General features: G+C 65.2%; 16 protein-coding genes. 8 read left to right on the top strand and 8 right to left on the bottom strand.

The window, feature by feature from the left end; all coding sequences use genetic code 11:
- Window positions 1-44: 44 nt before the first annotated feature.
- The 3 genes from AVCA_RS03765 to AVCA_RS03755 are packed head-to-tail and all read right to left on the bottom strand — an operon-like array spanning window position 45 to window position 5006.
- On the bottom strand, window positions 45-1286 hold the full coding sequence (locus tag AVCA_RS03765) for an aryl-sulfate sulfotransferase (RefSeq protein ID WP_231876445.1): 1242 nt from the start codon (window positions 1284-1286) through the stop codon (window positions 45-47).
- A complete protein-coding gene (locus tag AVCA_RS03760; RefSeq protein ID WP_012699491.1) occupies window positions 1279-2631 on the bottom strand; it encodes an aryl-sulfate sulfotransferase in 1353 nt (450 codons plus the stop codon). The genes AVCA_RS03765 and AVCA_RS03760 overlap by 8 nt, the downstream gene beginning before the upstream one ends.
- 11 nt (window positions 2632-2642) lie before the next feature.
- On the bottom strand, window positions 2643-5006 hold the full coding sequence (locus AVCA_RS03755; RefSeq protein WP_373878255.1) for a TonB-dependent receptor: 2364 nt from the start codon (window positions 5004-5006) through the stop codon (window positions 2643-2645).
- Window positions 5007-5189: 183 nt separating this feature from the next.
- On the opposite strand from AVCA_RS03755, the gene AVCA_RS03750 reads away from it, so the two are divergent.
- The gene (locus tag AVCA_RS03750) at window positions 5190-6143 is read left to right on the top strand and encodes a LysR family transcriptional regulator (protein WP_012699488.1); all 954 of its coding nucleotides are present in this window, start codon (window positions 5190-5192) and stop codon (window positions 6141-6143) included.
- A gap of 154 nt (window positions 6144-6297) precedes the next feature.
- Complete coding sequence (locus AVCA_RS03745; protein ID WP_012699487.1) at window positions 6298-7350, top strand: ABC transporter substrate-binding protein; 1053 nt, start codon at window positions 6298-6300, stop codon at window positions 7348-7350.
- A gap of 58 nt (window positions 7351-7408) precedes the next feature.
- Here the strand turns inward: AVCA_RS03745 and AVCA_RS03740 are convergent, their stop codons facing one another.
- Window positions 7409-8305 carry a TauD/TfdA dioxygenase family protein gene (locus tag AVCA_RS03740; RefSeq protein ID WP_012699486.1) on the bottom strand — a complete coding sequence of 299 codons (897 nt, stop codon included), beginning with the start codon at window positions 8303-8305 and terminating at the stop codon, window positions 7409-7411.
- Window positions 8306-8342: 37 nt separating this feature from the next.
- Complete coding sequence (locus tag AVCA_RS03735; RefSeq protein WP_012699485.1) at window positions 8343-10754, bottom strand: TonB-dependent receptor; 2412 nt, start codon at window positions 10752-10754, stop codon at window positions 8343-8345.
- Between the two features lie 326 nt (window positions 10755-11080).
- Between AVCA_RS03735 and AVCA_RS03730 the strand changes: the two genes are divergently transcribed.
- Window positions 11081-11998, top strand: coding sequence for a LysR family transcriptional regulator (locus tag AVCA_RS03730; protein WP_231876423.1), 918 nt, complete (start codon window positions 11081-11083; stop codon window positions 11996-11998).
- Window positions 11999-12016: 18 nt separating this feature from the next.
- On the opposite strand, the gene AVCA_RS03725 is transcribed toward AVCA_RS03730, so the two are convergent.
- On the bottom strand, window positions 12017-13054 hold the full coding sequence (locus tag AVCA_RS03725) for an ABC transporter substrate-binding protein (RefSeq protein ID WP_175556038.1): 1038 nt from the start codon (window positions 13052-13054) through the stop codon (window positions 12017-12019).
- A gap of 282 nt (window positions 13055-13336) precedes the next feature.
- Between AVCA_RS03725 and AVCA_RS03720 the strand changes: the two genes are divergently transcribed.
- Genes AVCA_RS03720 through AVCA_RS03700 form a run of 5 tightly spaced genes read left to right on the top strand, consistent with a single transcriptional unit; the run spans window position 13337 to window position 17761 of the window.
- Window positions 13337-14923, top strand: a complete 1587-nt coding sequence (locus tag AVCA_RS03720; RefSeq protein WP_012699480.1) for an ABC transporter permease — start codon at window positions 13337-13339, stop codon at window positions 14921-14923.
- Window positions 14920-15729, top strand: coding sequence for an ABC transporter ATP-binding protein (locus tag AVCA_RS03715; RefSeq protein WP_012699479.1), 810 nt, complete (start codon window positions 14920-14922; stop codon window positions 15727-15729). Before AVCA_RS03720 ends, AVCA_RS03715 begins: the two co-directional genes overlap by 4 nt.
- A gap of 60 nt (window positions 15730-15789) precedes the next feature.
- Complete coding sequence (locus AVCA_RS03710; RefSeq protein WP_012699478.1) at window positions 15790-16614, top strand: energy transducer TonB; 825 nt, start codon at window positions 15790-15792, stop codon at window positions 16612-16614.
- A 33-nt stretch (window positions 16615-16647) separates the two neighbouring features.
- Window positions 16648-17358 carry a MotA/TolQ/ExbB proton channel family protein gene (locus AVCA_RS03705; protein ID WP_012699477.1) on the top strand — a complete coding sequence of 237 codons (711 nt, stop codon included), beginning with the start codon at window positions 16648-16650 and terminating at the stop codon, window positions 17356-17358.
- 1 nt (window position 17359) lies between these two features.
- A complete protein-coding gene (locus AVCA_RS03700; protein WP_012699476.1) occupies window positions 17360-17761 on the top strand; it encodes an ExbD/TolR family protein in 402 nt (133 codons plus the stop codon).
- A gap of 175 nt (window positions 17762-17936) precedes the next feature.
- Here the strand turns inward: AVCA_RS03700 and AVCA_RS03695 are convergent, their stop codons facing one another.
- Both AVCA_RS03695 and ubiX read right to left on the bottom strand, forming a co-directional pair.
- Entirely contained in the window at window positions 17937-18233 is a 297-nt protein-coding gene (locus AVCA_RS03695) for a YceK/YidQ family lipoprotein (RefSeq protein ID WP_012699475.1), read from the bottom strand.
- A 308-nt stretch (window positions 18234-18541) separates the two neighbouring features.
- Window positions 18542-19174, bottom strand: a complete 633-nt coding sequence (ubiX, locus tag AVCA_RS03690; protein WP_012699474.1) for a flavin prenyltransferase UbiX — start codon at window positions 19172-19174, stop codon at window positions 18542-18544.
- Window position 19175 lies beyond the last annotated feature (1 nt).

The raw sequence follows: 19175 nt of genomic DNA, 5'->3' as shown, positions 1-19175 counted from the left end.
AACGCCTGCAGCCGGCGCCCGGAAGCCGAACCGGCGGGGGAAACTCAATGGCCGACCGGGTCATCCGGAACCCAGTCGAAAGGCACCGGCTGGGCGCGATAGACGAAATTGCTCCGGCAGCCACCGAAGAAGTCGCCGAAATAGGGACTGATGTATTCCCAGACGATCTCGCCGTCCGAGGTGACCTGGAAGATGCGTCCGGTCATACCCTCGTCGATCAGGGTATTGCCGTTCGGCAGGCGCCGGGCGCTGCTGATGAAGGAGCTGTAGAAACTCCAGACCGGCTGGCCGGAATCGAGCGCGCTGTACTGCCAGACGATCTGCCCGTCGATCGGGTCGATCTCCAGCACCCGCGAACCGGGCATTACCCCCAGATGTACCGGCGGATAGCCGGACCCGCCCTGGTTATCGAATACCAGCAGGTTGCCGGCGCCGGGCAGCCCCAGGGGGATCAGGTGAGCATCGTGGAGTCCCGCCAACTGGTCGACTGGACGCGGCAGCCGTGGAGAAAACTGGTTCTCCCGAGTCAGCCGCGGGTAATTGGGTCCCAGGTTCCACACCACCTTGCCGCTCCGCTTGTCGACGATGGCGATGAAATTGGCCTCGCGGGAATCGATGATCAGGTTGTCCGGGTGAAAACGCGCATCGCCTTGCTCATGCCACTTGTTCGGCCCCAGCACCTTGAGGTTGTTCAGGTGCAGGTAGTCGGCATGTTCGGTGTTGCGCACCAGTTCCAGTTGCTCGGGCGTGAAACCGAACTCCTGCAGATGCTCCGAGGCCAGCCATTGCCATACCACGCGGCCTTGCGGATCGACCTCGTAGATGATGTCGTCGATGCTTTCGTCCAGACGGAAACCGGGAATCCGCTGCAGCCTGTTGGCCAGCAGCAGGGTGTTGCCGTTGGCCAGGCGCTGCCAGTCGTGGTGCTGGCGCGCCGAACCGCCCGGCGCCTGGTCGCCCCAGATCCATATCGGTCGGCCGTGCCAGTCCAGTTCGGCGATCGCGTGAACGTTCAGGCCGTTGCCGAGGGCGCGCGGGTCCTGCTGCCGGCGCAATTCGTAGCGCACCAGCACATGCCCCTTGCGGCCGCCATTCACGGCCGGGTCGATCAGTGCGGTGGGCTGGCCATAATAGTCCCAGCGGTTGACCACCCGGCCCTCCAGATCGATCAGGTAACTGCGCTGGTCCAGGGCGGCGAACAGAACATGGCCATGCCAGGCCTTGCCGGGATCGTAACGGGTCACGCCACTGGGGTAGACCGCCGGGACGCGGGGAGCCTCAGTCATGGCGGGTATCCTCCTGGACGATGTGGAAGGACTCCGGCGCCGGAGGAACGACCGCCCTTTCGCTGCGCGGCGTGCCTTCCGGCACCCAGTCGTAGGGCACCGGCAGGGCTCGGTAGATCCAGTTGCTCCTGGCATTGCCGCCCGGTGCCTTGCCGAAGTAAGGGCTGACGTATTCCCAGACGATCTCGCCCGTCGGGGTGACCTGAAACACGCGGCCGAACTTGCCCTCGTCGATCAGCGTGTTGCCATTGGGCAGGCGCCGCGCGCTGCTGATGAAGGCGCTGTAAAAGGCCCAGCCCGGCTGGGCGGAATCGGCGGCGGTGTATTGCCAGACGATCTCGCCCTTGATCGGATCGATTTCCAGCACCCGCGAACCGCTCAGCAGGCCCAGCGGCGCACGTGGGTAGCCGGCCTCGCCCTGGTTGTCGAACACCAGCAGGTTGCCGGCACCGGGTAGGCCGGCGGGAATGATATGGGCATCGTGCTGGCCGATGAACTGGTCCGCCGGGCGCGGCACCTTGGCCGGCGCACGCCAGTCGAGTGGCGGCAGATCGGGTCCGAGCCGCCATGCCACCTTGCCCGTGGCCTTGTCGATGATGGCGATGAAGTTGCCCTCGCGGGAGTCGATCACCAGATTTTCCGGGTGGAAGCGCTGGTCGCCGCCATCGAACCATGTGTTGGGACCGACCGAGGCCAGGTTGTTGATGTGCAGCACGTCCGGGTTCTTGCTGGCGCGCACCAGCTCCAGTTGCTCGGGCGTGAAACCGAACTCCTCCAGATGTTCGGAGGCGGTCCAGGACCACACGACGTTGCCCTCGGGGTCCACCTCGTAGATCGCATCGTCGATCACTTCGGGTACGGCGAAGCCCGGAACCGGGTGCAACTTGTTGGCTAGCACCAGAGTGTTGCCATTGGCCAGCCGGCGTTGGTCATGGTGCTGGTGAGCGGCGCCGCCCGGCGCCTGTGCCCCCCACTGCCAGACGGCCTCGCCGTTCCAGTCCAGCTCTCCGATCGTCCTGTTACGCAGGCCGTTGCCCGCCGAGGCCAGCTTACTCGGCTCGGCCACCGCCTCCAGTTGCACAAAGATATGGCCGCGCTTGCCGCCGATGAGCCGCGGGTCGATCGGTGTGGCCGGGAAGCCGGCCTTGTCCCAGCTACGTACCAGGTTGCCGTTCATGTCGATCAGTCGGGTCTGCTGGTCCGGAGCGCTGAAGATCACGTAGGTGTTGTGGGCCTTGGCCGGGTCGTAGAGGGTCACGCCGGTGGGATAAACGCTGGGCGCGGCGGCAATGGCGGTACTGACCAGGGCGACGGAAAGCGCCAAGGTCTTGCGCATGGCATGCATGGATGAACTCCTCAGAAATCGTAGCGGGCGGTCAGGCCCAAGGTGCGCGGCGTGCCGAGCACGCCGGCGTAGCCGCCGTTGGCGGAATTCCACAGGCTGGTGTAATAGGTCTTGTCGAAGGCGTTCTTCAGCCACAGCGAGACATCCCACTGGCCATCGCCGAAATCGCCGCGCAGGCCGCTGGACAGGTTGACCACCGCATAGCTGGGAATCTGGCCGTGCTCGGAGTCGTCGATGGTTCCGACCGCCCGGTAGCGGAAGGCATAGCTGGCGTTCAGGTAGGGTTGCAGGCCATTGTTCAGCGTCCACTGATAGTGACCATTGAGGTTGGCGATCCAGCGCGAGGCGCCGACCACGCGATGACCGGTGAGATCGCAGGAAGCCGGGGCTCCGCTCCGGAAGCCCACTTCAGGCGGACAGGGCGCGTCCTCGTACTTGGTGTAACGGACGTCGTTGTACGAGCCATTGGCGTTGATCGTGAGCCCCCGCAGCGGTCGCCAGGTGGTTTCCACTTCGAGACCACGCGAACGCACATCGCCCGCGTTGGTCAGGTACGAAGTGCGCGTCGCATGGTCGTAGGCATTGGCCTGATAACCGTGCACCTGGGTCCAGAAGACGTTGGCGTTGAACAGCAAGGTGCCATCGAGCAACGTGCTCTTGAAACCCAGCTCGGCGTTGTTGACCCGCTCCGTGCCCACCAGCAGCGAATCCGCACCGGCGCTGGGCGCACTGCCCACGGTCAGGTTGACGCCGCCGGATTTCTCGCCATGAGACAGGGACGCATAGCCGAGCCAGCGGTCGTTGAAGCGATAGCTCAGGCTGAGCAGGCCGGACGGGCTGAAGGTGTATTGGCTGAGATCGCCGGAATCGTAGGCCCCGGCCCGGTTGTTGCGCTGGCTGGCCGCCGCCCCGCTCACCGCGTCGCCGCCGCGTGGAGCGTCGCGCCTTACCCAGGAATCCTTCTCCTCATAGGTGCCACGGATGCCGATGGTCAGATCCAGCCTGGGGGTCAGGTGCCAGTTGCCCTGGGCGAACAGCGCATAGCTGTCGGTCTCGATGTGGCCGTCGCCGATGCTGGTGACGTTGGCCAGCGCGCCGGTCACGGTGCCATTCCAGATGTCGGCCAGCGGGCCGTAATAGTTGAATGACTTGTTGTCCAGGTCCTGCTTGAACCAATAGGCGCCCAGTACGTAGTCGAAAGCGCCCCCCAAGGGCGAGGCCAGGCGGAATTCCTGGGAATACTGTTTGTCACGCACTTCGACGCCGGCGTTGATCTGAGCCGAAACGTTCAGTCCGTCGTCGTTGCGCGGGGTGAAATCCCACCAGCGGTAGGCGCTGATCGAAGTCAGGGTGAAGTCGTTGGGCAGGGTCCAGTTGGCCTCCAGGGAAGTGCCGCCCTGGAACACGGTGACCTGTTGATCGGAATCGAGGTCGACCTTGCGCTCCCTGGCCTTGACCAGCCTGGCGCCCGCCGCCGCCGCACGCTGCTCATAGCGGTTGACGCCATCGATGGTCGGGCCGGTGCTGTAGAGGGTGAGGATGCCGTTGTCGGAGTCCTCCTCGTTGTATTCGCCGATCCAGCGCAGGTTGAAGGTTTCGCTCGGCCGCCAGAGCAACTGGCTGCGGAAGCCCTGGCGCGCACCACCGTTGAGGTCGTCGCCGTCGTGAATGTTCTTCACGTAGCCGTCGTCGCGGGTGCGGTAGGCCGACAGACGCCCCGCCAGCGTGTCGCTCAAGGGGCCCGAGACGCTGCCCTTGGTCTGGAAATAACCGTCCTCGCCACCGGAGATCTCGACGCTGCGCTCAGGGTGGAAAGTCGGCTTGCGGGTGCTGATGTTGACCACCCCCGCCGTGGTGTTCTTGCCGAACAGCGTGCCCTGCGGACCGCGCAGCACGTCGATCTGTTCCACGTCCAGCAGGTCGAACACGGCCATGCCGGGGCGCCCCAGGTAGACGTTGTCCAGGTAGGTTCCGACCGCGGGCTCCAGCCCGTCGCTGGCCGGGTTGTTGCCCAGGCCGCGGATCGAGATGCTCGACTGACGCGCGTGAACGTAAGAGACATTCACGCTGGGCACCAACTGCTGCAGATCCTGCACGCGGTAGATACGCTGATTCTCCAGGGTCTGCGCATCCAGCACGCTGATCGGCGTCGGCACGTCCTGGGCGCTTTCCTCGCGGCGCCGGGCATTGACGGTAACGGCCCCCAGGCGCGGCTCTTCGCCGGCCTGTGCGCTCTGGACCGGGATCGGATCGTTATCGGTGTCGGCCAGAACTATCGAATCCGGTATCAGGCTGGTACCGCTCAACAGCAGCACAGCGTACAGCTGGTTCGGCCTGGCGAAGGCGCGGGGTCTCCCGCGGGGTTGCAAAACCATGAAATGCTCCTTGAAAGATCCAGCGAGCATTTCCGATGGCGGAAATGTATCGAAACGGCATGCTTATTACTTAAAAATATATAAATATCGAAAATTTATATTTTCCGGAAATAAGTGCGTGCCTTTATAAAAAACGTCCCCCCTTGCAGCAATTGCATTTGATCGAAAGTTTCCATGTAGAAAATGCATATCGACCTTCGCCAGCTCCGCCACTTCGTGGCTCTCGCCGAGCACCGCAGCTTCGTCGCCGCCGCTGCGGCGGTGAACCTGTCCCAGTCCGCCTTCAGCCGCAGCATCCAGTCCCTGGAACACAGCGCCGGCTTCCAACTGGTCGACCGGGGTAGCAAGGATCTGCCGCCGACCCAGCAGGGTCTGGTGCTGCTGGAGCATGCCCGGCGTCTGCTTCGCCAGGCACAGGAACTGGACAACGAGATCGGCCGCCTGAACGGCGCCGAGAGCGGTGCGTTGCGCTTCGGCTGCGGGCCTGCGCCGGCGGCGCAACTGGTGCCCCAGGCAGTGGCCGGCTTCATCGCCGACTATCCCAGGGCACAGGTGAATTTCCAGGTCGATAATTGGCAGGAGTTGAATGCGCGCCTGATCGCCGGCGAAATTGAATTCTTCGTCGCCGACACCCGCCGCTTCGAGGCCGACCCCGACTACCGGGTGGTACGCCTGCAACCGCAGCGCTGGACGTTCTGCTGCCGGGAGGATCACCCACTGGCGCAAACCGGGGCGCCGACCTGCCGGGAGCTGTTCGCCTTCCCGCTGGCCACCACCTTCCGTCCTCCGAACATTCGCAAGGTATTGGTGGATTACAGCGGTCGACGTGACTTCCAGCCCGCCGTGGAGTGCGAGCACTCCTACGCGCTGCTCAACGTGGTGCTGCATTCGGACGCCATCGGCATCGGCAGTGCGCTCAACCTGGAGCCCTACATCCTGCGCGGCAACCTCAGGCTCCTGACCCCGCGGGATCTGCCCGAGCATCTGGAGGAGCTGCACACCCGCTACGGAATCGTCAGCCGCAACGGGCGCACGCTCTCGCCGCTGGCCCAGGCGATGATCGCCCGCATCGAACACACCGACCGCGCGCTCACGGAACGGTTGTCCGGCCTGCCGTCGACCGGTTTCGACGCCTGACCGCGGGCGGCGGGATATGCACGTCACGCATACGAAATATTCCCATAATGCGATTGCCGTCATCCGGAGACGGGTCCTGAAATAAAAAAACATCTCAGATGACAGGCGTGGCCCCGGGCCCGCCGTTTTCGTCAACCGTTCTCCGGAGTGTTCCATGAGCCGCATCCGCACCCTCCTCGCCGGCGTCCTGCTGGGCTTGTCCGCCTCCATCGCCCAAGCCGCCGAACAACCGGCCAGCATCCGCATCGGCGCGCCGGACCAGAGCGCCGGCGCCAAGCCCTTCACCTCCGGCCCATTGGGCCTGGCGCATATTCGCGGGCAACTGGAAAAGGCCTTCGCCGCCGACGGCGTGAAGATCCAATGGCACTTCTTCAAGGGCGCGGGCCCGGCGGTCAACGAAGCCTTCGCCAATGCTCAACTGGATTTCGCCGGACTCGGCGACCTGGCCGCGATCATCGGCCGCGCCAGCGGCCTCGACACCCGTCTGATCCTCGGCGGACGTGGCGCCAACATGTACCTGGCGGTAACCCCGGAATCGGCCATCCGCAGCCTGGCCGACCTGCGCGGCAAGCGGGTTTCGGTCTACCGCGGCACCGCCGACCAGTTGTCCTTCGCCCGCGCCCTCGACGGCGCCGGCATCCAGGAACGCGACCTGAAGATCGTCAGCCTCGACTGGAGCGCCGCGCGCGCCGCCTTGGCCGCCAGACAGATAGACGCCACCTGGTCCGGCATGGGCGTGCTCGCCCTGCGCAAACAGAGTATCGAGTTCCCGTTCGGCACCAAGCAATTATCCCTTGCCGCCACCACTCAGACCGGGGTTGTCGCCAGCGCCGCCTTCATCCGCCGTTACCCCGAGGCGACCCAGAAACTGGTGGATGTGCTGGTGGAAAACGCCGCCTGGATCTCCGCCACGGAGCATCTGAACGAGTACATCGGACTGCTGTCCGGGCAGAGTTCGATTCCCGCGGAACTCTTCGCGGGCGAATTCGAAGGGGACGACCCGCGTTTCCGAAATTCGCCACGGCTGGACGGCTTCCTGCGTGCCAGCTTTCAGGACAGTGTCGAGCGGGCTGCAGGACTGCGCCTGATCCGCCAACCGTTTCGCGTGGACGACTGGGCGGAGCCGCGCTTCGTCGACAGCGCCATCGAACGCCGGGGATTGCAGGGCTTCTGGCCCGACTATGATGCCGCTGGCCATGCCGAATGAAGGTGTGCCTGGAGGAGGGAAAGGCCGGGAAACCTCTCCTCCCCACGCCCAGCCGGGATCAGCCCTTGCGCACGGTCTGGCTGCGGCGGCCGTCCACGCTCACCGGCACTTCGCCGGCTACGGTCGCCCGGCGTACCAGGCGGTCCTGGGTACCATAGTCGTCCACCGCGCGATGCAGAGTGGCGCGGTTGTCCCAGATCGCCACGTCACCGGCACGCCAGCGCCAGCGCACGGTGTTTTCCTCACGGGTGGCGTAGCCCTGGAAAATGTCCAGCAGGCGCTGCGAGTCGGCTTTCGACAGACCTTTGACGCGTTTGATGAAGTTGCCGACCAACAGGCTTCGTTCACCGTTCTGCGGATGCACGCGTACCAACGGATGTTCGGTTTCGTAGAGGGTGGAAGTGAATACCCGGCGATGTTCGGCCAGCACCGTCGGATCGACATCCGGTTTTTGGGTGGCGGTGTAGTCGTACTCGTTGCTGTGCACCGCCCAGAGCCTGTCGGCCAGTTCGCGCAGTTCGGCCGGCAGGTCGTCGTAGGCGGTGGCCGTGTTGGCCCAGACGGTGTCGCCGCCGAAAGCCGGAGCCACCAGCGAGCGCAGGATGCAGATCTTGGGATAGTCCTCGACGAAGGTCACGTCGGTATGCCAGGAATTGGCCCGGCGCGTGCTATCCAGCTCCAGCAGGCAACGGGAGCCTTCGCGCACCGGTACGGTGGGATGGGCGGCCGGGTCGCCGAACAATTCGGCCAGCCCTTCCTGTTCCGCATCGTCCAGGGTCTGGTCGCGGAAGAACAGCACCTTGTAGCGCAGCAGGGCGTCCTGGATGGCGCCCAAGGTGACGGCATCCAGTCCGGCGGAGAGTTTCACTCCGCGAATCTCGGCGCCGATGCGGCCAGTGATCGGCTGGATATCGAGCAGATCGTTGGACTCCAGGTTCAGTGCGGCATTGCTCATGGGAATATTCCCTCTGTTTGGGTGGTTGTGAAAAAACTCAGAAATCGAGGCGAGCGGTCAGGCCCGAGGTGCGCGGCGTACCGAGAATCCCGGTATAGCCACCGTTGGAGGCGCTCCACAGGCTGGTGTAGTAGGTCTTGTCGAAGGCGTTCTTCATCCAGAAGGAGACATCCCACTGGCTGTTGCCCAGGTCGCCGCGCAGACCGGTGGAGAGATTGACCACCGCATAGCTGGGGATCTGGGCGTACTCGGAGTCTTCCATGGTCCCGACCGCCCGGTAGCGGAAGGCGTAACTGGCGTTCACGTAGGGTTGCAGGCCGTTGTCCAGCCGCCACTGGTAATGGCCGTTGAGGTTGGCGATCCAGCGCGACGCGCCGACCACCCGGTGGCCGGTGAGGTCGCAGGAAGCCGGCGCGCCACTGCGGAAAGAGACTTCGGGCGGGCAGGGGCCATCCTTGTAGTCGGTATAGCGGACATCGTTGAAGGAACCATTGGCGTTGATCGTGAGCCCCCGGATCGGTCGCCAGGTGGTTTCCACTTCGAGACCGCGGGAGCGCACGTCGCCGGCGTTGGTCAGGTACGAGGAGCGCGCCTCGGGGTCGTAGGCGTTGGCCTGGTAGCCGTGCACCTGGGCCCAGAACAGGTTGGCGTTGAACAGCAAGGTGCCGTCCAGCAGGGTGCTCTTGAAGCCCAGCTCGGCGTTGTTGACCCGCTCCGTGCCCACCAGCAGCGAGTCCGCCCCGGCGCTGGGCGCGCTGGACACGCTCAGGTTGACGCCGTCGGACTTTTCACCATGGGACAGGGAGGCATAGCCGAGCCAGCGGTCGTTGAAGCGGTAGCTCAGGGCGAGCAGTCCGGACGGGCTGAAGCTGTACAGGTTGAGGTCGCCGGAGTCATAGGCACGGACCGAGGCGGCCGTGGTGCCGCTCGCCGAGTTGCCACCGGTCGGTGCATAGCGCCTGACCCTGGCATCCTTCTCCTCATAGGTGCCACGGATGCCGGCGGTCAGTTCCAGCTTCGGGGTGATGTGCCAGGTGCCCTGGGCGAATAGGGCATAACTGTCGGTCTCGATGCGGCCCTTGCCAGTGCTTCTGACATTGGCCAGTGCGCCGGGCGCGGTGCCGTAATAGACATCGGCCATCGGGCCGTATGAGAAGAACGTCTCGTTATCCAGGTCCTTCTTGAAATAGTAGGCGCCGAGCACATAGTCGAAGACGTCGCCGGTGGGCGAAGCCAGGCGGATCTCTTGCGAATACTGCTTGTCGCGCACCGCGACGCCGGCGTTGATCGCAGCCGAGATGCCCAGATAATCGAGATCGTTGCGCGGAGTGAAGTCCCACCAGCGGTAGGCGCTGATCGAGGTCAGGGTGAAATCGTTGGGCAAGGTCCAGTTGGCCTCCAGGGAGGTGCCGCCCTGGAACACAGTGACCTGCTGGTCGGAATCCAGGTCGACCTTGCGCGCCCTGGCCTTGACCAGCCGCGCCCCGGCCGCGGTCGCCCGCTGCTCGTAGCGATTGACGCCATTGATGGTCGGGCCGGAGCTGTAGAGCGTTGGAGTACCGTTGTCGGAGTCTTCCTCGTTGTATTCGCCGATCCAGCGCAGATTGAAGGTTTCGCTGGGTTTCCACAGCAGTTGCCCGCGAAAACCCTGGCGTGAGCCGCCATTGAGTTCATCACCGTCGTGGATGTTCTTTATGTAGCCGTCGTCGCGGCTGCGATAGGCCGAGAGACGTCCCGCCAGCGTATCGCTCAAGGGGCCGGAGACGCTGCCCTTGGTCTGGAAATAGCCGTCCTCTCCCCCGGAAATCTCGACGCTGCGCTCAGGGTGGAAAGTCGGCTTGCGGCTGGTGATGTTGACCACCCCCGCCGTGGTGTTCTTGCCGAACAACGTGCCCTGGGGGCCGCGCAGCACGTCGATCTGTTCCACGTCCAGCAGATCGAACACGGCCATGCCGGGCCGCTCCAGGTAGACGTTGTCCAGGTAGGTGCCGACCGCCGGCTCCATGCCGTCGCTGGCCGGGTTGTTGCCCAGGCCACGGATGGAAATGCTCGACTGGCGGGCGTGCACATAGGAAACGTTGGTGCTGGGCACCAGTTGCTGCAGGTCCTGGATGCGGTAGATGCGATGGTTTTCCAGGGTCTGCGCGTCCACGCTGTTGATCGGTATCGGCACGTCCTGGACGCTTTCCTCGCGGCGCCGGGCATTGACGGTGACGGTGCCCAGGCGCTGGCCGCTCCTCGAGGCAACCTGGGCAGTCACTGCCGGCGCCGATTCGCCACCGGCCTCGCCGACCACCTCGGCATTGGCTTCGGCAAGCGTGGTCCGTTCAGCGGCCCGGAGCGGCAAGGACACGCCCAGGCCGGCAAGCGCAATCGCCAGCCCCAGGGCATGCCGCGCAGGAATCGGCCGGCGCGGCGCTGGGGTGGAGGGGGAGGTTCGGTCTTTCATCGTCGTCTCGCTCCTTGGCGAAGCGGGCTCCTTTCCTTTCCGGAAGGCGAAAGGAGCCCCTGTCGCGCCCATGGGCGCAACGCGTGGATTCTGTTCACGGGAGTGGTTCCGGCCCGCCGTGTATCGACACGGCGCCCGGATCAACAGCGGAGGGAAAGGGTTCTGTTCATCGGCGATCAACCACGGTAGCCATGCATGGACATATTCAATTAACGTCTAAGCAAATAAAATTTATTGCATTGACGGAATAAGAGCCTGCATTTAAAACCAGTCCGTCGGGTGTGACAAATGCCCTGGATTTATATTTTGAATGCCGGGAGAGCATCGTGGATCTACGCCAGCTCCGTCATTTTCTCGCCCTCGTGGAACACCGCAGCTTCGTCCGCGCCGCCGATGCCGTGCGCATCACGCAGCCGGCCTTCAGCCGCAGCATCCAGGGCCTGGAGCAGGAACTGGGTTGCCAGTTGATCGACCGGGGCGCCAAGGATCTGCGCCCTACACCCGAGGGCCTGGTGGTCCTGCAATACGCGCAGGAACTGGTGCGCGGCGCCAGCAACCTGGCCCATGAGGTCAAACGCATGGGCAAGCTGGATGCCGGCGAGCTCTGCTTCGGTTGCGGGCCGGCGCCCGCGGCGCGGCTGGTGCCCGAGACCATGGCGCTGTTCGTTCGCCAGTATCCCGGTATCCATGTGCGTTTCGAGGTGAACAACTGGGAGCGTCTGGCGCGTCAGTTGAACAAGGATGAGATCGAGTTTTTCGTCGCCGACATTCGTTACTTCAGAACGAACCCGAACTTCCAGACCTTGCCGCTGGAACCCCGCCCAGGCGTCTATTTCTGCCGACCGGGGCATCCTCTGCTCGATCGGGGCCGGCTGACGCTTGGCGATCTGCTCGACTACCCGCTGGCTTCGGCCCGGATCCCCTTGGAGACACGCAAGACACTGGCGAACCTGAAAGGGGTCACCGATTTCAAGCTCAATATCGAGTGCGACCACCTGCCCGCACTGGAGCAGATCGTGCGTGGCAGCGATACCGTCGGCCTCATCACGGCCGAAGCGATCCAACCGTCGCTGGAGGCACGGAGAATGGTGCGTCTGCCGGTCGACCTGCCGCATGCCGAGCGGTCTGGAGCCCAGTGCGGCATCGTCACGCGTACCGGCTATCGCGTATCCGCGGCCGCGCGGGCCATGATCGATCTGCTCTGCGAGCAGGATCGCCGGCTGCACCCGGCGACGGCGGCCTGAAGCCGCCGTTTCAAGGTTCTATTGGCTTTGCTGCCCGACCGCCTGTTTCAGGAAGCGGTCGTCCACCCAGCCCTGGACATCGAATCCCTTGCGGATCAGCCGTTGCCGCAGCGCCAGATCCACGCTCGCCTGCAACTGGGCAAGAAAGCCCCGATCCAGGGCCGGAGAGAATCTTTCGCTGAAGTTGGCGTCGGCCAGATCGGTTTGCAGCAACCCTGACGGGTAACTGGCCAACCGCGAGACCAGCTCGATATACGCCTGCTTGTTCTCCCCGTTGCGCAACCAGGCCACCGCCTGCTGCTGCGCGCGCACTAGCCGGGCGGTCAATTCGGGATGGCCATCCACGAAGGCGCCGTTACCGATCAGCACGCTTTGCACGCTGCCCGCGCCGCCCAGATCGTCGGTATTCAATGGCAGCTCCGCCAGACCACGCTGGCGCAGGACAATCAGCCCGGCGCCGGCCCAGGTGGCGTCGATCTGTTTTGCCGCCAGCGCGGCGTTGGCGGCGCTGGCATCCAGGCTGATCACCTGCAGGTCGCGCTCCTGAAGGCCTTGGCTGGCCAGCGCGGCATCGAACGAGAGTTGATAGGCAGTGCCGCGGAATACCGCGACGCGCTTGCCCTTGAGGTCGCCCAGGGTGCGGATGCCGGAACCGGGAAGCACGGCCAGATACATCCTGGCATTGCGTGTGACGGCAGTGAGCAGGCGGGTATCCAGCCCATTGGACTTGCCGATGATCGCCCCCAGGTCGCCGAGAAAGGCGAAATCCACCTGCCCGTTGGCCAGTGACTCGTTGATGGCCGGGCCGGCGCCCTTGAAGAAGTTCCAGCGCACTTCGACGCCATCCGCGGCGAATTCCTTTTCGAGGATCCGTTGTTCACGCAGCACATCGACCACACCGTTGCCGCTGGGCTGGGCTCCCGCGCTCAGATCCGGCACCGCGATGCGGATTTCCCGCACTGCGGGAGCGGCCTGGACACCGGCATCAAGCGCCGGGAGTCCCAGCAAAAAAGGAAGGAATAAGGTCGTGGATAGTCTGCGAAGGATTCTGCCCATGATGTTTCTCATATCAAGGTGGAAAGTGGCGCGACCTTAGATTGAGAAGGGAAATATCCATAAATATCGAAAAGTAATTTTTATTTGTGCAAACAGCATAAGCCCGATATGCCGCAGGGCGGCCGATATATATGCATCGACGACATTGAAAGTATTCATTGAATGCATTGGAGATGAATCGAACAGCGCCGTTTTAATGATCCGGTTATCACGCAATAGAATTAAAACATTCAACCATATCCATATATCGAATATTCATAGCCGTACTGGATCAGGCCCGAGATGTCCCGAACAATCACTGCTTCGTACAGTCCCACGCGGTCCAGCCTGCTCTTCCGCCAGGGCGGCGACAGCCTGCTGCCCTGGCTGGTGCCGGCCGGAATCTTCCTGGCCTGGAGCCTGGCGAGCCATTTCGGCTGGATGAGCCGGCAAGTGCTGCCGCCGCCTTCGCTGGTCTGGCAGACCCTGCTGGAACTCGGCGGCGGCGAGCTTTGGGAACATCTGGGCATCAGCCTGCGGCGCCTGGCCCTCGGTCTGCTGGCAGGGGTCGCCGCCGGCGCCTTACTGGGCGCCACGCTCGGCGCCAACGCCCGCCTGGAGCGGCTGGCCTACCCCACCTTCGCCAGCCTGGCGCAGGTGCCGACCCTGGCCTGGATTCCCCTGTTCATGCTGTTCTTCGGCATCGGCGAAGCCCTCAAGCTGGTGGTGCTGATCAAGGCCGTGGTGGTACCGGTGACGGTGCATACCCTGGTCGGCGTGCGCGATACCCAACCGCGCCTGCGCGAAGCCGCGGCGGTGCTGCGCCTGGCGCCGCACCTGCGCCTGTGGCGATTGACCGTGCCCGCCGCCCTGCCTTCCTTCATGGCCGGCCTGCGCATCGCCCTGAGTACCGCCTGGTCCTCGCTGCTGGCGGTGGAGCTGCTGGCCTCCAGCGAAGGCATCGGCTACCTGATGGTCTGGGGCCGGCAGTTGTTCATGCTGGACATCGTCTTCGTCTGCATCCTGGCGATCGGCCTGCTCGGCGTGCTGATGGACAAGGGCATCGCCCTGCTCGACCGGCGCCTGCTGTTCTGGCCGCACCCACCGCTCGCGGAGTTCCGCCGGCGGCATATAAAGAGCGACTGGCAGCGCCTGGAACCCTGGCTGCTGCCATTGGCGCTGCTGGGCCTCTGGCAACTGGCCTGCAGCCGGCAATGGATCGACGCCAATATTCTGGTGGCGCCAATCGCGGTACTGCACAGCATCTGGTCCGGGTTACTCGACGGCAGCCTGGGCGAAGCCCTGGCGCGCAGCCTCGGCCGCGCCCTGGGCGGACTGCTGCTGGGTGGCGGCCTGGGTCTGGCCATGGGCATCCTGCTCGGCCTGTGGAGGCCCGGCGAACGCCTGCTCGGCCCGACCCTCGGCGTGCTGCGCCATGTGGCGATCTTCGCCTGGGTGCCGCTGATCACCGCCTGGTTCGGGCTGGGCGAAGCGGCCAAGCTGGTGTTCGTCGCTTTCGCCACCTTTTTCCCGCTGTTCATCGCCACCCGGCGGGGCATCGCCAACCTTTCACCGCAACTGGACGAAGCGGCGCGGGTGCTGCGCCTGAACCACCGCCTTCGCCTGACCCGCCTGGTGCTGCCGGGTGCCGCCCCGGCGATCTTCGCCGGCCTGCGCCTGGCGCTGATCTACGCCTGGCTGGGCACCATCGGCGCCGAGTATTTCATGCCCTCGGATGGCGGCATCGGCAGCCTGATGATCGCGGCCCAGCAACTGTTCCAGATGGACCGGATCATGGCCGCCATGTCGCTGATCGGCCTCACCGGTGCCCTGATCAATACCCTCGGACAACTGATCGAAGCGCGCGCCACGCGCTGGAGAAACGCATGACCGATGCCCTCGCCTCCTCAACCGCCGCGCTGCCGACGGTCCGTCTGAACAAGGTCGGCAAACGCTTTCCCCTCGAAAACGGCGAGCTGGAAGCGATCCGTGACTTCACCCTGGATATTCGCGAAGGCGAATCCATCGCCATTCTCGGCTCCAGCGGCTGTGGCAAGTCCACCCTGTTGCGACTACTGATCGGCCTGGACGAAACCTTCGACGGACAGATCCTCATCGACGGCCAGCCGGTGCGCGGCATCGGCAGCGAACGCGGCATCGTGTTCCAGGAACATCGCCTGTTCCCCTGGCTGAACGTGGCGCAAAACGTCGATCTCGGACTTGTCAACGAGAACCTGCCGCCGGAGCAGCGTCGCCGCCGGGTCGAGGAGTTCATCCGACTGGTGGAGCTGGACGGTTTCCAGCGCGCCTATCCGCATCAGCTTTCCGGCGGCATGGCGCAGCGGGTGGCGATTGCCCGCGGCCTGGTGGCCAGCCCGCGCATCCTCCTGCTGGACGAGCCGTTCGCCGCCCTCGATGCCCTGACCCGCCAGCAGATGCAGGAAGAGCTGCAGGCCATCCGCGCTCGCTCCGGCATCACCAGCCTGCTGGTCACCCACGATGTGGAGGAGGCCATCTTCATCGCCGACCGGGTGGTGGTGATGGCACCCCGTCCGGGCAGGATCAAGCGCATCGTCGAAATCGGTCTGCCGCATCCTCGCGACCGGGCCGGCTACGACTTCCACCGGCTGCGCCAGGAGTTGCTGTCCGAACTGACCGGCGGTTCGTCGAACGATCGCCGGCAGCCACGGCGATGAATTATCGAGCCTGAGAGATCAGCCGAACGGGCTATCGTTTCGATACCTTGGAGCTTGTCCATGAACCCTGTCCTGAAAGCCAACGTTCCCGGCATTGAGTCGTGGCCCGACGGCCGCCTGCCAGGCGAGGTGCTCGATCTGGCCGCGCCGATCCGCCGCTCCCTGGGCTCCGTGCGCTTCGCGGCGCCGGATACGCGCCCGTTGCGCCGCCGGGAAGCGCTCCTGCTCGGTGCCCTGGCGCTGGCGCTGCACGCCGGCGCCCTGCACTGGCTCGGCCGGCACAGCGCACCGCCCCTGCCGGAAGTCCCCGTGCAGGTCCCTCCCATGACCATCGAGTTCAGCAGCCCGGCGCCGCCCGCCGAGCCGCTCGAACCGACGCCTCCGCCACCGGCGGTCGCCGCACCGGAACCGCCTCCCCCTCCGCCGGTGGTCGAGGAACTGGCCCCCAGGAAGGCGCCGCCCAAACCGCCCAAACCCCAGCCGCCCAGGCAAAAGGCCGAAGCCAAGCCGGCCAGGACGCCTCCGGCCAAAGCCGAGGCGCCACCCGCTCCGACGGCGCCCCCGGCCCCGGCCGCCCCGGCATCGGCGCCCGCCCAGGCCCCGCTCACGCCGCCCTCGGCCGGCGCCGGCTATCTGAAGAATCCGGCACCCGAATACCCGGCCCTGGCCCTGCGCCGCAACTGGGAAGGCAGTGTCCTGCTGCGCGTGCATGTGCTGGCCAGCGGCAGGCCGAGCGAGATCCGCGTCCAGCAGTCCAGCGGCCGCGACCTGCTCGACGAAGCCGCGGTCGCCGCGGTCCGCCGCTGGAGCTTCGTCCCCGCCAAGCGCGGCGACCAGGCCCAGGACGGCTGGGTGACCGTGCCCATCGATTTCAAACTGAACTAACCCATCCGCACCCTTCTTCAGGAGGAACCCACCATGGATCTGCTCGGCAACCCCTTCGCCTCGGTCGAACATGTCGTCATCTGGGTCTTGATCGGCTTTTCCGTCCTCACCTGGGGCCTGGCCCTGATCAAGGCCATCCAGTTCGCCCGCCTCGGATACCGCGACCGCCGGCTGCTGAAACATTTCTGGCAGGCGCCCAGCCTGGACAGCGCCGCCGAACTCGTCCAGCGCCAGGCCGGCGCCGTGGCCCATGTCGCCCAGGCCGGCTTCGCCGCCATCCGGGAGGAGCCCGGCCAGCACGACCTGGCCCATTCGATCAACCACCAGGACCGCCTCGAACGGGCCCTGCGCCAGCAGATCCAGCGCGAGCGCCGCTCCCTGGAGTCCGGCCTGGCGGTGGTCGCCTCGATCGGCTCCACCTCCCCCTTCATCGGCCTGTTCGGCACCGTCTGGGGCATCATGGAAGCGCTCAAGGGCATCAGCGCCGCCGGCTCGGCCAGCCTGGAAACCGTCGCCGGCCCGATCGGCGCCGCCCTGGTCGCCACCGGCGTGGGGATCGCCGTCGCGGTGCCCGCCGTGCTGGTCTACAACTACTTCCTGCGCCGCCTGAAGCTGACCGCCGCGGACCTCGACGACTTCGCCCACGACTTCTACAGCCTGGCGCAGAAGAGCGCCTTCAAGCTGATCCCGTATCCGCGCGCCGGCCGGAGCCAGGGTGTCCAGCACGTCAAGGAGGCGATCTGAGATGGCCTTCTCGACCCAGGAAAGCGACGAAGTCCTCAGCGAGATGAACGTCACGCCGCTGGTCGACGTGATGCTGGTGCTGCTGGTGGTGTTCATCGTCACCGCGCCGATGCTGACCAACAGCATCCCCATCAACCTGCCCAAGACCGAGGCGGTCGCCCCGCCGGACACCAAGGACCCGCTGGTGGTGAGCATCGATGGCAGCGGCAAACTGTTCATCAACAAGGACGAGATCCAGCCCGACCTGCTGGAAAGCAACCTGCAGGCGGCCAAGGCCGCGGATGCCGAGCTGCGCGTGCAGTTGCAGGCCGACGACCAGGTGGACTATGGCGTGGTGGCCAGAGCCATGGCCGCCATCGAGCGGGCGGGGATCACCAAGCTCGCGGTGATTACCGCAAGATGAATGAGCGTCCCGCTCCGTGATCGGAGAAGTTTGTGCGGGGTCTCGAGAAAGGCGATCTTCAGAGCCGGCCCTTCCAAGGCCCCTACGTAAACGCCCCCGATAATCGGGTCGAACCAATATCGCTGGTTTCTCCGGGGCTGTGCCCTTCGCTACGGAAGAGCCGGCCCCGAGCCGCTCAGAGACCGCCGGACACGTTCAGCGCCACCCCCAGCTCGGCGGCCAGGGTGAAGGGCAGGAACAGGGTATCCAGCAGGACACTGCCCGGCAGGTCGAGGGCGGGATGACGGGGCGGCTCGGCGCCGAAGTGGTCGAGCGGGCAGCAGCCGCCGTGGATCGCGTACCAGTCCAGGCGAGTGCCGGAGTAGACCAGCGGCACATCCGCTCTGTTGGCGTTCAGGGTACGCAAGGTGGCGCAGCCGGCCAGCAGGCTTAGCGCAGCCAGCAATGCTCCCGCGGCGATTCGACGGGACATGCCCGGAAGGGTTGTCGAAGCCAATGACTATGCTCCAGTGGATCTTGGGTCTGCCGAGGTTCTGGAGCGGCGCGCCAGGACCTCGACCGAGCGTGCTCGTTTCCGGCCGAACGACCTGAGAATATGCCGCCTCCAGATGTACTGCACCGCTTTCAGCCATTCGCACCGCTCGCTATCTCGAGCCCCTGCCGGGTGAGCGGCTGGTCAACAGTTTCCTCTTTGGCTTGAGGGCATCGGCGAGATCGAGGCAACGCGGTCGCGTCTCGAGAAGGCGCGGCGCCCTCCGCGAAGGGCGGCCGGGACACAGGCTATTCCTCGCAACTGCTCCGATGGTGCTCGCCCCAGCGCGGCAGCATGTCCTGGGGAATGTCCAGCAGATTGAGGATACGCGCCACCACGAAGTCGACCAGGTCGTCGAGGCTCTGCGGCTGGTGGTAGAAACCCGGCGAGGCCGGCAGGATGATCACGCCGAGGTTCGACAGCTTGAGCATGTTCTCCAGGTGGATGCTCGAGTACGGCGCCTCGCGTGGCACCAGGATCAACTGGCGGCGCTCCTTGAGAGCCACGTCGGCGGCGCGCTCGATCAGGTTGTTGCAGGCGCCGCCGGCGATCGCCGACAGGCTGCCGGTCGAACAGGGCACCACCACCATGGCGTTCGGCGCGCTGGAGCCGGACGCCGGCGGCGCCAGCCAGTCCTCCTGGCCGAACACGCGGATCTGTCCGGGCGCCGCACCGGTATATTCGCTGAGGAAGGCCTGCATGGCCTGCGGCTTGCCCGGCAGGGTGACGTCGGTCTCGGTGGCGATCACCAGTTGCGCGGCCTTGGAAATCAGGAAATGCACCTCGCGCTCCTCCTGCACCAGGCAGTCGAGCAGGCGCAGGCCGTACTGGGCGCCGGAGGCGCCGGTCATCGCCAGGGTGATGCGTTGCGGTCCGGCCATC

The sequence above is a fragment of the Azotobacter vinelandii CA genome, assembly GCF_000380335.1.
Classification (GTDB): Bacteria; Pseudomonadota; Gammaproteobacteria; order Pseudomonadales; family Pseudomonadaceae; genus Azotobacter; species Azotobacter vinelandii.
The sequence above is the reverse complement of the archived record's forward strand: the minus strand, read 5'-3'. Positions and strand labels throughout refer to the sequence as shown.

Coding starts and splice junctions, on each gene's coding strand:
- AVCA_RS03745 (WP_012699487.1), top strand. CDS start 6,298: ATGAGCCGCATCCGCACCCTCCTCGCCGGCGTCCTGCTGGGCTTGTCC.
- AVCA_RS03695 (WP_012699475.1), bottom strand. CDS start 18,233: ATGTCCCGTCGAATCGCCGCGGGAGCATTGCTGGCTGCGCTAAGCCTG.
- AVCA_RS03765 (WP_231876445.1), bottom strand. CDS start 1,286: ATGACTGAGGCTCCCCGCGTCCCGGCGGTCTACCCCAGTGGCGTGACC.
- AVCA_RS03715 (WP_012699479.1), top strand. CDS start 14,920: ATGACCGATGCCCTCGCCTCCTCAACCGCCGCGCTGCCGACGGTCCGT.
- AVCA_RS03720 (WP_012699480.1), top strand. CDS start 13,337: ATGTCCCGAACAATCACTGCTTCGTACAGTCCCACGCGGTCCAGCCTG.
- AVCA_RS03750 (WP_012699488.1), top strand. CDS start 5,190: ATGCATATCGACCTTCGCCAGCTCCGCCACTTCGTGGCTCTCGCCGAG.
- AVCA_RS03740 (WP_012699486.1), bottom strand. CDS start 8,305: ATGAGCAATGCCGCACTGAACCTGGAGTCCAACGATCTGCTCGATATC.
- AVCA_RS03705 (WP_012699477.1), top strand. CDS start 16,648: ATGGATCTGCTCGGCAACCCCTTCGCCTCGGTCGAACATGTCGTCATC.
- AVCA_RS03735 (WP_012699485.1), bottom strand. CDS start 10,754: ATGAAAGACCGAACCTCCCCCTCCACCCCAGCGCCGCGCCGGCCGATT.
- AVCA_RS03700 (WP_012699476.1), top strand. CDS start 17,360: ATGGCCTTCTCGACCCAGGAAAGCGACGAAGTCCTCAGCGAGATGAAC.
- AVCA_RS03725 (WP_175556038.1), bottom strand. CDS start 13,054: ATGGGCAGAATCCTTCGCAGACTATCCACGACCTTATTCCTTCCTTTT.
- ubiX (WP_012699474.1), bottom strand. CDS start 19,174: ATGGCCGGACCGCAACGCATCACCCTGGCGATGACCGGCGCCTCCGGC.
- AVCA_RS03755 (WP_373878255.1), bottom strand. CDS start 5,006: ATGGTTTTGCAACCCCGCGGGAGACCCCGCGCCTTCGCCAGGCCGAAC.
- AVCA_RS03760 (WP_012699491.1), bottom strand. CDS start 2,631: ATGCATGCCATGCGCAAGACCTTGGCGCTTTCCGTCGCCCTGGTCAGT.
- AVCA_RS03710 (WP_012699478.1), top strand. CDS start 15,790: ATGAACCCTGTCCTGAAAGCCAACGTTCCCGGCATTGAGTCGTGGCCC.